This is a genomic window from Sungkyunkwania multivorans (genome assembly GCF_042675645.1).
Classification (GTDB): Bacteria; Bacteroidota; Bacteroidia; order Flavobacteriales; family Flavobacteriaceae; genus Sungkyunkwania; species Sungkyunkwania multivorans.
The window spans coordinates 616,942-633,335 of the sequence record NZ_JBHTJH010000004.1; the positions used below are offsets into that span (position 1 = coordinate 616,942).

The window sequence follows — 16,394 nt, forward strand, 5'->3', positions numbered from 1 at the left end:
ATCTATTTAAATGTTCTATAAAAATCTATCAATGTCAATTCTCCCGTAGTCCGAATGTTGCTTTCCAGACTTCTTGGGTGCTTGTCCCTTTAAGAAATAGGTGATCTCATAGTCATACTCGTCCGTATCTCTTGGAAGTAGTATATCTATCGTTTTGCTCAACTCGTTCTTATTGGTCTTTAGATTGACACGCTCTACGGTGTTCTTCTCACCCAGCTTGCCAAATACTTTGATCTCCACAGCCTTTAGGCCATTGAGGAGCACAAAATCTTCATCTACCTCTACATAGATCGGTTTTTTAACGATGGGTGGTTCTAAGGCTAGACTACCAAATTTGGTGGTCTCCCAATCAGATTCTACTTTGTGATTTCCATTGAAACTCCACAACGTCTTATAATCGTAACTCAACCATTTGTCCCTGTTGTCATCGCCTTTCCATCCGTAAAGCATTTTGAAGAAGTTTCCACTGGTATTGAAGGCAGACTTGTCGATCTTGATCTCATCCACTGTCTCCTGACCATTTTCGTGCTTCTTGCGCATGATGACATTAACAAAATTTACATGTTTGAAGTCATCGGCATTGATGCCTCCAAGTGTGGCATTGATCTCGCGTTGTTTCATTAGCGGATCGTCTGCATTGATCTCCCTAAAACAGCTGTTGCAGATACTTTTTACATTGCCGAGGTTATAATCGAATGGCAACGTTCTAGTGGTTTCTGTATACTTGTTAAGGTCGATCTTATAGGTACCTCTGCGTCTCACTTTCTTCATCTGGTAAGAGACAGCAATAGAGAGGCTTGGCATTGGTTGTCTTTCCGGGATTTCCGCCTCGGTCTCGTTGTCCTCGTCATCGTTGGAAGAGCGCGTAATGGGGGAGTGACCAGCACTCGTTCTAATAGAGTCTGCTCTTCCACGGGCATTATTTCTTGCTTCGCGATTTCTTCTTGCCCTCGCTTGCTCTAACGATTCGATTCGACGATTCTCCTCGCGCGTTTCTTGTCGTGCCCTTTGTAATTGAGAGGTTGCACGATCCAACATGCTCTGTTGGTTGTTGGGCAATAGCTGATTTAACTGAGGAACTCCAGTACCGCCAACCTTATCAAACATCAGATTGATGAGTTGGGTGTAGGCAGCGTCCTTTAATTTATTCAATTCTTCATCATCACCTACTTGTGTAAGTTTAATGGCACCAGAATCGAACAGATCGTCAAAGGTCGCCTTGATCTCTGCGGAAAGCACTGGCATCGCCACTGCGGCTTCGATACCTTGATGCTTATAGATTCGATCGAAATCTGCTTCGATGAGTACTCTTTTTGGTGAAAGATATCCTTCAACCTCCATCTCAAAGTGCACACTAAAATCTGGAGTAGGCGTATTGAAAGTTTCCCAAAGGATCTTAGAGCCCAACTTGTTCAACTGCACTGAAACTGCGGAACGTTGATTCTCCAGTACTGGCGCATTACCAAAGCCGACGACCTTAGCTTCAAAATCCCCATTTGGTTTGGCTACGGACGATATGAGTGACACCGTTCCAGATTTGAAAACAACGGGTCCCACAATCTTCCCCTTATTATCGACACGCTTCAAGGCGCGTTCTGCATCCTTCAGCATTTTATCTGGCACTTTCAATTCTACCAAGGTGTGTACGATTCCGCCGCCTACAGAACTTTCGGAGATGCCTTCATTGACATCACTGGCCGTCTCGTTGTTCTTAACATATCTAAGAAATGAGAATATCGGGTCGCCATCGGGGTGTGAAGCCAATTGCGGTTTATCTGGCAGATAGTAGTATTTACCTGAATTATCTAGTGAAGGAAACAGAATAAGTTCTCCAGCACGCACTGGCTTATCCAGCAATATTTGCTGTTGTCCCCATGATAGCAATGGAATTATTGCCATTGCCACTATGATTATGATTTTATCTAAGATTTTCATGATTATAAAATTTTTATTGATTGCATTAATCGGTCTTCACCACTTTGATCACATCTTTGAATTTCTCTAAGATTCCGGCGGCCTTACTAACTTGACCGTCTGCACCAGGCTTTAAGATGGCCTCGCCAGCCTTGATCACCTTTTCTAAATAATCTGGATCCTCGTCTTTTAGTTCTTGAGGGATGGTAGCGTAGACATAGTCATCATTGACTTTGGCATCCCAGTCCAAGACCATTTTGCCTCGTTCTTTGTGCGTTAATACAAGCTGATATGCGTAGCCTCGAGTATCTCTATCTGTGAAGATCATCTTTTCGATGAGCGGTTCTCCTTTTGAGACTGTAAGTGGAATATTGGTCTGGGTCTCTTTCCCAAATTTGTAATAGCGCAGTTGTAAGGTGGCTCGTACAATTCCCATGGCACTCAACTCTTCGAGATCCGATTCAAATTCGATAGTTCTTGGCACTACAGGTGGTTCTAAGGTTATACCCTGCCAATCTCCTTTGATCCATTCTGGGTCTTCTGGATAGATATTGCCGCCTTTCAAACTCCATTGGCTCTTATATTCATACACATCCGAATTCTTGTCGTCACCTCTCGCATAGTTGATGGTCGCTTTCAGTCCGTTGTTCTTAAGATATTCAATGTCGATGGTTCTCGAATCCTGGAAATCATTGCCCGACTTACGTTTTTTCCTCACATTGACGGTTACATAATTCACTTCCTTGTCAAACATTTCCTTAGCCTCTAGATCTAGGATCAAGTTGATATCTCTGTGCTCAAAGAAAGGATCGTTAAGGTATACCGAACCAACACATTTCTTGTTGTTCTTAACGGCGTCGTACCAGCTTGCCAGATTGGCGGTAATGGTAAATGGCTTTTCAACTGCAAGACGGTAGTTGAGATAATAGATCTCGGTCTTCTTTTTGAAGCTCGACTCAAAGAACTTACGGTTGTAGGTGTACTTTTTACCATATTTGATATTTGGCATAGCCTCTTTTTCCTTCTTCGTCGGTGGAGCCAAATTGTCAGAATCACCAGACTCGGTCATTTTCTGTAAAAAGAAATCAAAGAACGCTTCGCGAATTTTGGTGACGCGATCATCCGCGATATTCTCATCAAAGTCTACTTTGATGTATTCTTTTTCTACCATGGTATCGATGACCGATCGTACCTCGTCATAGGACCTACTTGTGACTTCGGTCTTTTTACCGAAGAGCGCATCGCCAATCGCACCAAACAACCCGCCACGACTTTTCTTTTTGCGGGTTTCTTTGTATTGGGCATAGTCTCTCTCAATATGCTTTTGGATCTGACTCCAATTGACGATCACGCGACCTTTAGCAGCAGGAATACGAGTGGTGTACTTAAAGCCCATTTCGATAGAGAGGTCCGTGATGGAACGTGTTTTCTCGAACGTAGCTGCTAACAATTGAGCCCCGTTAGGACTGAGATTGGAAGCCACCGCTACCTTTGCGCCTGGCAATACCGGTGCATTCAAAGACTGAACGACCGAAGGTGCCAGTTTCTCATCCGTTAGTGTTGCAGAGATGATACGCAAAGATTTGTCTCCATCTGGTTTCACATCGAGCGCTCCTTTTAGTACACTCTTTTTGGGCGCTCCCTGCTGACCATTGGCAAGGATCTGCTCCACTTCTTTCTGCTGCTCGGGAGTCAAACCCCATTCCATGAGCATGTGCAAGAGCGCACCACCAATTCCACCTTCAGATTCTTTCTTGTCGGTAATATACTTAAGGAACAAGAACTCTTTGGTCTTATCCGGTCTTTCGCCTAATCGTAACGAAACCGGTAAATAATAATAGTTCTTTGTTTTTCTATCGGAAAGGCTACTCGCTTGTCCGTAGAGGGTCACTTGCGTACCATCCGACAGGGTAAGGCTCAGCTTGTTCTCATTATCAACGATCTGTGCCTCCGTTGGAAGTGTCGCAAGGAAAATGCAACATAAAGTTGCCGTTGCTAACAGGTTTTTAATTTTTGTTTTCATGATTGTAATTATTGATTTAAAAGTGTTTTAAAGTTTTGTTTCAAAGAATAGTGTACCGTGCCTGCAGCACTTCCAGATTCCGTGAATTTCAATTGAAAGTTGAGGACGAGATAGACCTCTTTCAGCTCCTTAGCATCGTTTTTTATCGCCTTTTCGAAGACGATGGCATCTTCTTCATTGAGATGAAAGGACGCCGCGGTCTTTGAGTTTGGCGTTGTTGGAATCTTTCCTAACTGCGCCTGTGATCTATTGAGAATGGCTGCTATTTCATTCTTTCCCTCGATCGCTATGGTCTCTCCATTCGCAGAAGGCATGATGGCGCCCATCAAAACCGCATTTGGCCCCTTGCTCTCTATCAACATTCTTTGAGCTTCTTCCAACTGCCTTTTGTTGAGTCCCCAAGTTGCTAGAAAGTGGATGATGGCACCGTTGTCTTGGTTCTCTTCTTTATAGCTCAGAAATGAGAATTCTTTTTCGCCAGTGGTTGTGGTTGAAAATCGCAAATGCGACGGCAAATAGTAATATTCCATGCTTTGCTCATCAAAGGCATTTCTTTTCTTGTGCAAAACCACAGTGGAGTGATCTGACAATAACAGCCTCACGCTCTCGTTCTTTTCTAGGACTTGCGCCACGCCTTTACAACAGCCAAAGGCTATGACAAGTACGAATGGTATTTTTAGAATATTTTGTAACATCGTTTGATCGATTATAGGTTGGGCATCTCATCAATAAAGATGAGACCGTATTTGTCCACACCTTTCTTTTGTCTCGGAGCCTCATTCTTTAAAAACCAAGTAATGCTATAGTCTACCTCTTCCACACCCTTGGGAAGGGTGATCTCAAAGTATTTCTCGTTGATATTGTCTGAAGGGTAGAGGGTGAGATTCTGGGTCTTTGGGTCTCCAAAGAAGTCATATTTGATCCGCACGGCAATGGCTCTGATATCGTTGTCCTTTAAACTGGCCAAGTCTCCTGAAAGCTCAATTTTTCTTCTTTGGAAAGGTGTATAGAGATTGATCATTGCTGCATTTTCGGTCTTCCATTCTTCCGAATAAGAGCCGCCACCGATAAATTTCCAAGTGGTCATGTAATCGTAATGCAGCCATTGGCTTCTATCCGTATCTTCATGATTCAGGTACTTCATAGCGACTTTTCCATTGGAGGCCTTGAACGTATCTTTGGTAAGCAAAACCTCTTTGATGGTCTCGTCACCGTTTTCATGCTTCTTGTTCAGTTTCACTGTGACGCTGTTCAGCATTTTATCGAATTCTCGTTCGATGTTGCCGTCAATTCCCACATACACATCTCGCTGTTGAAACGCAGGGTCCCAAAGCGGAACATCTTTGAATATTTCTTTGTTCTCGCCGTATTCCTTATAGAGATTACCAGCGTTGAAGGTTACGTAGTGATTTCTGCTCACATTGCTTCTACCGTTGAATACCATATTGCTTTTACCGGTGGTGCGATGTTCTTTGTATTGATAGCTCACATTGAGTCCAAAACCAGTAGTGTTTCGACTGCCCATCGCACCATTGCCGCTAATGAGCGAACCGATGGCATCCTCCAATCCACCACGGTGTTCGTCCGGTACTTGTTCTAGTGGTACTTTTTTGAACATGAGATCTAACAGCTTGGTATAAACCGTCTGAACAAGACTTTCCATAGAGGCATCGCTCCCTGTACTAGTGAATTTTATCGCCTGATCCTTTCTTAATTTATCAAAGCCTAGACCCACGTCGGCACCTACGAAATAGATACTTCCGCCTGCATCAAAGGCATGACTCTTTTTTACTTCCGACCAGTCGATCTCTAATTCGGCCTCATAATTTTCTGTCAATCCAGAAAATGATAATTCGAAGACCAGCGATACATCTGGTGTAGCCATTTTGAAGCTTTCTAGAAGTAATTTAGATTTTACAGGGTCTATACTGAAGGACAGCGGTATTTTACTGTTTTCAAGAATAGGCGCTTCTCCTGTTCCAAGGATCTGTGGTTTATTGGTTCCTGAAGTTGGATTGAGAATGGATGAAATAAGGGTATATTTACCGCTATTGAAGACGACTGGCCCTCGAATTGTTATAGAGTCATTTTCAAGTTTTTTCTTTAAAAATCGTTCGGCATTTACAATGGATTCTTCGGGGGTATCATACAATACCATAAAGTTGAGAATACCTCCACCATCGGCCTCGGTAATGGTTTTTGTCTCGCTTTCCGATGGTTTTTCTAGTATGTATCGTAAATATGAAAACTCGGGGAGGCTATCCTTGTTGATAGATAGACGTGCTCTTTCTGGAAGATAGAGATAGGTGTTTTCATTCTTATGAATGGGAAAGCACCATAATCCTTGGGCATTGACTCCTCTGTCGATAAGCACTGATTGTGACCTTCCTACAAAGCATAGTCCGACCAGCCCTAGCAAAACTAGGATGTTTTTTATTGCTTTCATGTCGTTTTGTTTTTAGCTGATGTGGATTATTCTTGTGGTGGTATCAGAAAAAGGTAATCTCCTTCAAGCGGTACTGCGGGCATTTCTGTTGGACCAGAGGTGCCGTACCAACTAACTTGATATACTACCGGTTCGCCCTTATCGTGATAGAGATTGACTTTGCTCGTATTTTCGGCATCTCCTTTACGAAGGATCATCGTTTTATGTGGCTTCGGATGCCCATTGATGATGGTAAAGAAGCGAACGGAGCAGGCCTGGATATTGGCTTCTTTAAAGAAGGTCCTATCGGCATCTATTTGTACCGTTCTCTTATCAAATGGAGGTGTCAAGGCAATAGAAGCATCGTTGGCTTTGACCCAATTGGACCCCTTTGGGATTTTGATGGTCTTATCATCTCCTTTTAGATTCCAACTCAATTGATATTCATAATCGAGCCACTCCGAGCCTTTGATCCCAAGCCGAGGATAGAATACCGTTCTGTAGTCTTCTCCTTTTTCGAGATCTCCTCTTTTGATGATGACATCACGGGTCACGTCATTTTGGTCTTCGCCGTAGGTCTTTTTGAAGCTGACGGTGACCGAGTTTAGAATTTCGCTGAAACAATCCACATATTCTCCATCGAGTTGAAATATGACCTCGCGCTTCAAGAAATCGATATCTTCCAGGTCGACGATCCTAAAATATTTGTCCTTCGCAGACGGGTCTTCCTTAAAGGTCTCATAGAGCCCACTAATATTTCCAGACGAAAACACGGGCACCTTGATGGTAGTGGACTTGCTCAAATTCAAATAGAATTTGTTCACTTTGATGTCCTGTCTTTTCTTTAATACAAATTGATTGTCGGTCTGATATTTTTCATCCTGGGCGCCTCCAAAGACTTTGCTGAAAAATCCTCTCTTTCTTCTTCCCGCGAGCTGCCCTTGTTCTATGGCGATCTCTTTTTCGGGTTGTTTGGCCCAACCGGTCTCAGCGTCGAACATCAATTCGATGAGTTTGTCAGTTACCAATGATAGAATGCTGCTCATATCATCGGTCTTAATGCCCAATCCTACGGAGCGATCAAATACGTCGATATTGAGCTTCTGATCTTGGACCATTTCGTCGGTGATCTTGCGCAATTGTCTCTTGGTATAATCCTTTTGATAGCTATATACCTTGCTGTAATGTTCATAAATAGTGGACATGTCGGCAGAGACGATAGCGTTGTAGCCTTTTACTTTTGCTTCGTAAAAGCCATTGACAACGACCGATACGTCTGAGGTTTTCCCTTGTAGCGACTCCCAGAGCAGTGTTGCTCCCTCTTGATTGAGTTTGGCCGCGATAGCTGCCTTGGAATCTTTGTAAAGAGGTGCATGCCCTGAGGTGATGACGTTTTGGGTAAAGGGATTTTCACCCTCCACATTGTTCAATATGGAAGAGACGATCTTAAAGCTGGCGATACCATCACCGCCATCTTTCATGGCCTGCTTCATTGGAACGGGACCGACGATCTTGGCGCCGCCTTTCTTTTCTTGGAGTTCTTTTTCCACCTTACTTATAACTTCTTCTGGAAGATCGAATTGTATAAGGGCATGAAATAGTCCACCACTGGCATTTCCTCCCTGTCCGATATACTTCATACACATCAACTCATAGTCTCCATCGTCTTTTGTTGCTAGACGTGGATAATCTGGAAGATAATAGTAGGCGCTGGGATCGTTGCTATCTTGAAGAAGCTGAACCCCTTCGATATACATCCGTCCTTCGTCATAGTTGACTTGCGCTTGCGATGCTGTACTGATCAATAAGAATATAGTGAGTACTATAACTTTGTGGAAAACGATAAAACAGTTTTCTGGTTTCATGATTATTGGTTTTTAATTACGATTCAAAAGTAACTGCCGAACGGCTTATTTTTTAAAGGGAAATGGATGGTTATGTACCGTGAAATACCGTCTTATTTTACGTTTGTATTTCCCCTAAGGGCTACGGGCTATTTCCCATATCGACTTACGGGTATTTCACCCTTTACCTACTCTTGAATATGTAGGAATCCGGGATCCTAGGGTGACAATGACCATTAAAAACCCAATGATTATAAGGGCTTTACGTGCATATCTATATTCGATGTGTATGGTGTGATACCAGGATGAGGAAGGGGGGGTGCTGTAAAAAAACTCCTATTAAAGGAGTTTTTTTAGCATGGAGATATATTATGTATTCATTAGCGTACTAGATCATCTTACCTTCTTTGATATATTCCTTTTTAATCGCATCTATCAGATCTTGTAAGCGAATATGTGTGTTTTCTTTTTCTAGGGTTTGCAAGCAGGAGTGTTGAATGATATTTACGATATTGGAACCGGTGATCTCATAAGTTTTGGCCAATCCTAAAAGGTCCACTTCTGGATGAAGCGGCAACTTCTTGGGCAAATTCATTTCCCACAACTGCATGCGCTCTTTGGGTGAAGGACTTTCGAAGGCAACAATGGATTGAAAGCGACGTGTAAAGGCCGAATCGATATTGCTTTTGAGGTTGGTTGCCAACACCACAAGTCCCGGATGCGCTTCTATACGTTGTAAAAGATAGGCCACCTCTTGATTGGCATATTTATCGTGCGCGTCTCTCACATTGGTTCGTTTCCCAAAGATAGAGTCGGCCTCATCGAAAAACAGGATCCAATCTTTGTGCATCGCCTTGTTGAACAATTTTGACAGATTCTTTTCGGTCTCACCGATGTATTTGGAGACCACCATGGAAAGGTCGATCCGGTAGACATCCTTGTTGGTATATTTCCCTAGAAGCGTTGCAGTAAGCGTCTTTCCGGTTCCTGGTGGGCCATGGAACATTACGCGATAGCCAGGTTTGATGCGATGTTTGAGACCATGCATTTCCATCAATTGATCGTTATATTTTAGCCAGGTCTGAATTTCCTTTACTTGATCCATGGTCTTTGTCGATAGGATAAGGTCTTCCCATTCCAAAGAAGTAGAAATACGTTCTGCAGGAAATTCGGCAGATTGTTTCGGGATCTGTTTGTTGCCAGAGACAAGCTCAAGGGCATGCTCAGCGTCAATAGAGAGAACACCGCTTAGTGGCGGTTCACCCTGTGGGCTTCCATTGAGCCCAACAATTCCCTGTTTATTTAATTTTCCTTCTTCATCAAAGATGGACATCATCTGGGTCCTGAGATCAAGATCATTGCCTGCCAGCAGATAGAGTGCCGTTTCCCCGGTAGGAATAATGCCGCGATGATTTTTGCCTTTGATACCTCCAAACTCGGGAAATTCTCCACCATTTGGTAAGAATTCTGAAATGATGTCATTGAGAAAATTTGGTGCTACCATCGGAGCCAGCGCCAAGATGAGGACCAAGGTTTCCGATTGAGAAAGATCCTGTATTTTACACCACTGTCCTATTTTGGTAGCGCTAAAAGCTGTATCGTCTGGGATGTTATGGGTGGTTTGCTGTAACTCTGCTGATAGACGATATCGAAGTGCTTCGCCTAGGAATTGCATGGCAGCATCTATTCCGGTGTGGTGTAGGGTAGTGGCTATCTCCATTTGGTTTGGTCAATGATGTTGTAAAGTACAATGATATGCTTCTAAATGATTCGAATCAACAGGAGGATGACGGGGAAATATGGGGGTTTTTCCTATTCTTTAAAAGACTTTCTCATATGATGATATTCTCTATTTCTCCGAAATAAATATTTTCAGATAGTAGACCCTTATTTTTTATTTTCATTATATCTTCAATATTCCAATCTCCTCCAATTTCTAAACGCTTTAATTTATTATAAAAGTTTTTGGTATAATAGTTGAATGCATTGTGCTGGAGTCCAGTATAGTTTAGCTTAATTATTTCTAATTCTTTTATCCACTTGGAATTACGTAGATAATCAAAAGTATTTGGAGAAAATGAATTGTTCGAGAGGGAGAGATTCTTTAATTGGAAGAAGTCAATATTTGAAAATTCGACAAGAAATTGATCACCTAGTTCAGAATTCTCTAATCCTATAGTTTCTAAATGTAGAAAATTTTCAAACAGCTTTTGAGGTTTATTGAGCAGGTCTCCCAATCCCTTCACATTTCTTAGTGAAAAATGTAACAATCCGCATCTATCGGTATTCATAAGATTTAGAAGTCCTTTTGAACTAATATCAGTGTGTTGCAGATTTAACGAATCAAGTTGCCCAAAGAGTTTGGAATTAAGAAGTTCTTTTAAGGTGGTATCATTAAAAGTGACAGCGCTTATTATTAATTTTCTAAGTGCTTGACTTGATGACTTAAAAAATTCGGTAATAGCCAAATTGATATCTCTTGTATGGTCAAAAATTTCCACCACCTCAACTTTTTGGAGCCTGCCTTCTGCTTCCTCATTTTCCAAATATTCTGGGAGATCATAAATTATTAACTTATCACCTTCCTTTCTATAACTAGATTGAAAAGCATGCAAGTCACTTCTTTTTCCAACACTTTTCTTTGAGAGATTGGTTACATTAAGAATACTCTCTATTGGATATTTGAAAAACCCCAATTCAGGATTACTATGTTTAAGATACTCTAAATAGTCAGATTGGTTTTCTTTAAAAAAAAGATTGGAAAGGTCGTAAAAAAAATCCTCAAAGACTTCGAATGGCATTACAATATTGGGATCTTCACGGTCATAGAAGTCTTTGATCTTATTTATTCCTTCTAATGCCGCAAATATGTCTTCAATTGATTGTTTTTTAAGTTGTTTATTCCTTTCCAGAATGGTTTTATAATATCTTAGTTCATCGATATGTCTAAAAAAAAACATTTTTTTCATAATAAAAGTTTAGTCGGCTCCAACTCCAGTCTCCTGTATGGAAGGACTTTCGCCGAATCTATGTCGCTGACCAGCAGCAACCAATTGATTTTGATATCTTCTGACGTCACCGGCCGAACCACCCCCATACAACGTTGGAAATTCTTGCCTTCTTCCTCTACCTAATTGGTCTGCAGCTTCTAACGGTTTATAAGCTCTAATAATTCTTAATCTTCTTACGGCTTCTTCACTTTTAATGACCCATTGATATCCTGCCTTCCAACCGTTCGAACCGATTATTTTCCATTGTCCCTTAACAACTTCACCTTTACTAGCCCAATGTTCATCTCCTGCTCTAGTATCAGGAGTTTGTGGGTGACTGGCTGAAAGCAATAGGTCTTTTGGAACTCCAATATGATAAATATAGCCATTATTGCTATCATCATTTTTGCTATTTGCTGGCGCATATCCTTTAGCATCAATATAAAAATGTGTCAAATAAAGCCCTGATCCTAGTTCAAGTCCAGTCCCGTCCTCTTCTCTTCCTGTTAACAAGGACATATCTATTTCGAGTGCACTTGTGATTTCAGTATTATTATTTGTTCCGTGGAACATGCCAACATACTCAGTACCTTGGTCCCAACCAGTTCCACCAGTACCTTTATCTTGCTTTGGAATATTGGTAATTGGATTGAATTTGACTTCGATCCACCATGAGTTCTCATCTTCTTTCGGTATTAGAAGTAGTTCGGGTGTCGCACCATTATAAGGTGTTTTATCCAAGTTTTGCTCTAACCACCTGGTCTCCTCTTGATGCACGCTCTCCATAATAGCCCCAGTTTGAACATTGTTTTTACCGTTAAGTCGGGGTACTACATTTTGAGTAATTCTATTTGTAATTTGTTCAATGGCTTGCTCAGCGTTTAGGTTGTTTTCTCCTTCCGGCGGTTCTTCTTCACTGTCTCCACCACCCAATCCAAGTGCATTCAAAATTGATCTACCCATAGACATCGCCTTATCGATCAACCAGTCGATACCCTCGTTGATCTTCCCGCGGGCAGCTTCGATCATTTCCTGAATCTTCTGACTAATATCACCCAAACCAAGTTGTTTGGCCAAGAAGGAGATAGCTACCGGAATACCATCGGCCAAGGCGATCTCTAAGAAATTCGCGGCGGTTTGTATGCTACCTCGCGCAATATCGGCGACACCTTGAACAAAGGAGTTGATGATGGCAATGATCTCTGGCAACTTCTCAATAAAGGACATCACAGCGTTAAAGGCCGTTTGCACTCCTCGGATGATCGGCATTATACCAGTTACATCCAAGAAAGACAACAACCAACCGATGGCTTGTTGAATGACCTTCTCCTGAATATAGCCCATGATCCCATCCTTGATGATGTCCCAAAGATTGTTCAGTTTTTCTTGGACATATTCCCAAATGGCAATAGGACCACGCTCCATCACATCTTTGATAAAGGTCCAAATGCCTGTGAGCGTATCGAGTACCGCACGAATCTGATCTACACGTTCCTGACCTATTTTCAAGGCTAGACGCTCTAATATGTTATCTACGGTGATGCCCAATACATCCATGGCGAGCCCAAGAATAGACTGCAGACTTAGATCGGCTGGCATTTGAATGCCCGCATCGGCCAGCGTACCAAACAACCAATTCTGCAGTCCATTCAATAGGTGAGTTCCGATATTGCCTAAGAACTGCATAAAGCCTGTTTTGATGGCATTCATCAAATTTAAAAGGAAACCGATAGGATCGTTTTTGATGTCCTCAAAGGCCGACATGGCATTTGCGATAATGTTACCGACCATCTCTGGAGGAATGTTCATCATCTGCAGGATCAACTCGATCAGGATCTTAATGACCTCCACAACGAACTCAAACAGTCTGCGTATGGGTTCGCCAAAGGCGTCGGTGATTCGCTGGAAGGCAGGTATCGGATTCAAGAGATCATCGATGGTGAATGAATTCCACAGGTCGGTGAAAAGACCAACGATGAATGCCAAAGAGATATCCAATCGGGTGATAAGCGCATCGATACGCGCGGCGGCATTGGTAACCACCCCGGTTTGTTGTAGTTCTTGAAACTTCGCCTCGCCACCAGGGACCAAGCCCATAAAGCCACGAATGATATTGACCGTGGTGCGTGGCACATCTTCACCCGTAAGTGGATTTTTGGCGATGATCACCGTAAGCAAGGTAAAGCCAGGAATATCTGCCGCAAAGGAATTCAACCATTGTAACAAGGCATTTTTGATGATTTCCAAGACTTTTGCTGCTACTACCAATGCGAAGTCTAAGAAGTCTTGCAAGAGGTCCCCAAAATCGGTGAGTAAGCCGCTAAATATTGCCGGAATGTTATGAAGGTTTTCAAGCGAGAAAGCATCCCAAGCCCTTGTGAACAATGCCGAAAAACGATCGAGCAAGGAATAGAAGGTGCCGAGTTGTGTATCGATCCAATCTGCGGTCTCTTGTAAGGTGCCCTTGTTGCGCATTTCTTCAACTTCGGTCTGCTTACCGATCAATATTAGAAATTCTTCCAAGATCTCAACGGTGGGAGCGTTGACCTCTTCTTCCAACGGAAACTTACGTCCTATTACTTTTGTGGCCAATACATACGTAGGACTGTTCTCTTCTAAAAATCCGACCAAAGGCTCTACCACCGCTTCTTTGATCATTTCGAGAATATGATCCTTGAGGTTGTCGGCAAAAGTGACAACATTGTTGTACAAACCTTCAAAGGTATCTGTAAGAACGCCCAAATTGTAGTCAAACGGATCCCATCGAATGAAGTCCATCCGCTCCCAGGCCTCATCGATCAAACGTTCTATGCGATTGGTCGTGATGTCTAAGCTAGATAATTGTCCACTGATCCAATCAAAGGCATCTTCGATGATATTGTATTCTCTAAGCTTGTTTACCAGAAGTACACCCCAGATGGGAACCAGTTCTAAGACGGCTTCCACTAGATTAGTCGCCGTAGGAGTTACACTTCTTCCTAATATGGGATTGAAACCTATGATAAGCGTAAATAGTGTGTAGCCAGGGATAAAACGCGCATATTCGTTAAGTCTATTCGCGACAATGCTTGGCAGGCGCTGTATTTGCTCTGGACTCTTAGAGACTTCCATTTTGGTCTGGACCGCTGCTCCTTGTTGCACGGTATGTGTCAATTCGTGCGCCAAAAGATGTTGACCAGAATCCGATGAGGTATCGTATTTACCTTCATTGAAATAGATATCGCTACCATGGGTAAACGCTTGTGCACCCAAACCTTTACTCATCTGCACCGCGGTGCTGTCGGTATGAACACGTACACTGGAAAAATCTGCCCCAAAACCAGACTCCATTTGTTGTTTGGTACCGTCGGGTAGGGGAGCACCGCCGCCTTTAGATGTGTTGAGCTGTGATTCTATGGATGCTGGTGCCGCGTTAGGTTCGGATTTCGTTTGAACGGTGGTCGCTTCTTGTTCATTGGGATCGGCGATCTTTTGGATAACGCTTTTTTGCTGAATGGTATCCTCTTGTTCTTCCTCTTCTTTTTCTTGAATGACCTCTTCGGTCGCTTGCTTTTGGATTGAAGGAACGATGGGTTCTGGAGCTACTATTTCCTTTGATTGGAGCTCGCTCTCAGGTTTTGGTTGAATTTCCTGCTGAACTTCTGGCGCCTCACTTTCTTGCTTCTGAAGTGTCTCTTCCTTTGCCTGAACTTGATCTTCCTCTTCTTGCTTTTGCAATAGTGTTTGAACAGGCTCTTCCTCCCTTACCTTTTCTTGAACGGGTTCTTCCTCGACCTGCATTTGCAAAGGCTCCTCTTCCTCTTGTCGTTGCACTTGTTCTTCCTGTTCGCAATCCTCACATTTTGCCTGTACTTCCTCTTCGCTCTCTTCTTTTTGAATCAGCGCTTGTACGGGTTCTTCTTCGACTTGGGTTTGAATTTCATCTTCGGCGACTTTTTGCTGAATGGACTCCTCTTCTTGTGGCATTGCCTGGAGCTGTTCTTCTTCTCCTTTGGTTTGAACATCCTCTTCCAGTTCTAGCTGTACCTCGGATTCCTCCTCAGCTTGTGTTTGTAGGATTTCAGGTTGTAACTGGACGACTGGGGTAATGGTCTCCACCAAAGGTTTTTCCTGTATGGCAGTATCGTTTTCTTCTTGGGATTGTTTTTGAACAAGGGGATTTGGAGCGAAGAAAGGGGCAGGGGAATCATTTTTCTTTGCTACGATGGCATCGGCCGCACGATCGGCCTCCACCTCGTATTTATCACCGGGTTTTCCAATACTAAGTTTTGTTTGAACTCCTATGAATTGGTCTGTATTCGAGAAAAATGTAGCACCGCTATGATTACTCTTGGTAAAGGCATGAGAATTACCTGGTTTGGCAGTATGTTGGGCCTTTGTTCGCAAGCGGTTGGTTTATTTGGTTGGTTGTTTCGCGCAACTAATGAAGTTGTTAAGTTAGGAAGAGGTCTCTTTTTCCATGTCAGGATATGTACGGTAAAATTCGGGGGAATTTCCCTAATTTATCATAGATTCTCAGAAAATATAATATGCTTAGTTTAACTATGCATCAGAATTTTGGAGACAACTTAGGTTGTTGAAAATCGGGAATCAATCGTCTAAGTCTCTCCATTTCTGGAATGAATTTCGAGGCATCCTCATAGAACTCCTGCTTATGCAAATTATGTCTTATAGAGTAAACTCCATAGTAACCAGTAATAGCCTTGAAGTATTCGTCAATTGTTAAAGGTATTTTACTAAGTTTCTTGGAGCCTCCGTGATTAACAGACCCTTCAGGAACGTAAAATAGTTGATATGCTCCATCAGGTTCGATTTTTATGGTAACATAGTAATCGGACCCGATAAGTGTTTCAAAAATTCTATGAGCCTTAATTTCTTCAATATCATTGGGTTCATACCAATCTACCCAGAGTTTGCCTTCTGAATCATTGTCGAGCAGGTCTAAAAAATGACTGAAGGCGAAATATCCAGCTACAACTTCACCATTGTCTTGAATTGACCAATTAAACTCTAGACCGTTATATGAACTGTACAAATCAAATAGGTCATCAGGTATTCTGAAATCAAATTCTTTTTCATAATGGGTTCTTTCACCAAGGGTAAAAGCTAACTCAGTCTCCTCTGATTCAAACTTTGCATTGGCCTTTTTGAGCCTGTCTTTTGTGCCATTAAAAAGTTCAGTATAGTTCATTCTTTCA

Annotated in this window: 9 protein-coding genes; all 9 read right to left on the minus strand. The window is 42.4% G+C overall.

What is annotated here, in order from left to right; all coding sequences use genetic code 11:
- Positions 1-15 precede the first annotated feature (15 nt).
- The 9 genes from ACFQ1M_RS05680 to ACFQ1M_RS05720 all read right to left on the minus strand — a co-directional run bounded on the left by ACFQ1M_RS05680 (position 16) and on the right by ACFQ1M_RS05720 (position 16,387).
- Positions 16-1,935, minus strand: coding sequence for a hypothetical protein (locus ACFQ1M_RS05680; protein ID WP_386405169.1), 1,920 nt, complete (start codon positions 1,933-1,935; stop codon positions 16-18).
- 25 nt (positions 1,936-1,960) lie between these two features.
- A complete protein-coding gene (locus tag ACFQ1M_RS05685; RefSeq protein WP_386405172.1) occupies positions 1,961-3,937 on the minus strand; it encodes a hypothetical protein in 1,977 nt (658 codons plus the stop codon).
- 8 nt (positions 3,938-3,945) lie between these two features.
- Positions 3,946-4,632, minus strand: coding sequence for a hypothetical protein (locus ACFQ1M_RS05690; RefSeq protein ID WP_386405175.1), 687 nt, complete (start codon positions 4,630-4,632; stop codon positions 3,946-3,948).
- Positions 4,633-4,643: 11 nt separating this feature from the next.
- Positions 4,644-6,383, minus strand: coding sequence for a hypothetical protein (locus ACFQ1M_RS05695; protein ID WP_386405178.1), 1,740 nt, complete (start codon positions 6,381-6,383; stop codon positions 4,644-4,646).
- Positions 6,384-6,409: 26 nt separating this feature from the next.
- Positions 6,410-8,227, minus strand: a complete 1,818-nt coding sequence (locus ACFQ1M_RS05700) for a hypothetical protein (RefSeq protein ID WP_386405181.1) — start codon at positions 8,225-8,227, stop codon at positions 6,410-6,412.
- Positions 8,228-8,594: 367 nt separating this feature from the next.
- Positions 8,595-9,926 (minus strand): ATP-binding protein, encoded by a 1,332-nt coding sequence (locus ACFQ1M_RS05705; protein ID WP_386405184.1) that lies wholly within the window; start codon positions 9,924-9,926, stop codon positions 8,595-8,597.
- Positions 9,927-10,038: 112 nt separating this feature from the next.
- A complete protein-coding gene (locus tag ACFQ1M_RS05710; protein WP_386405187.1) occupies positions 10,039-11,175 on the minus strand; it encodes a hypothetical protein in 1,137 nt (378 codons plus the stop codon).
- A 9-nt stretch (positions 11,176-11,184) separates the two neighbouring features.
- Positions 11,185-15,582 (minus strand): eCIS core domain-containing protein, encoded by a 4,398-nt coding sequence (locus tag ACFQ1M_RS05715; protein ID WP_386405190.1) that lies wholly within the window; start codon positions 15,580-15,582, stop codon positions 11,185-11,187.
- A 163-nt stretch (positions 15,583-15,745) separates the two neighbouring features.
- On the minus strand, positions 15,746-16,387 hold the full coding sequence (locus tag ACFQ1M_RS05720; RefSeq protein WP_386405193.1) for a hypothetical protein: 642 nt from the start codon (positions 16,385-16,387) through the stop codon (positions 15,746-15,748).
- Positions 16,388-16,394: the final 7 nt, after the last annotated feature.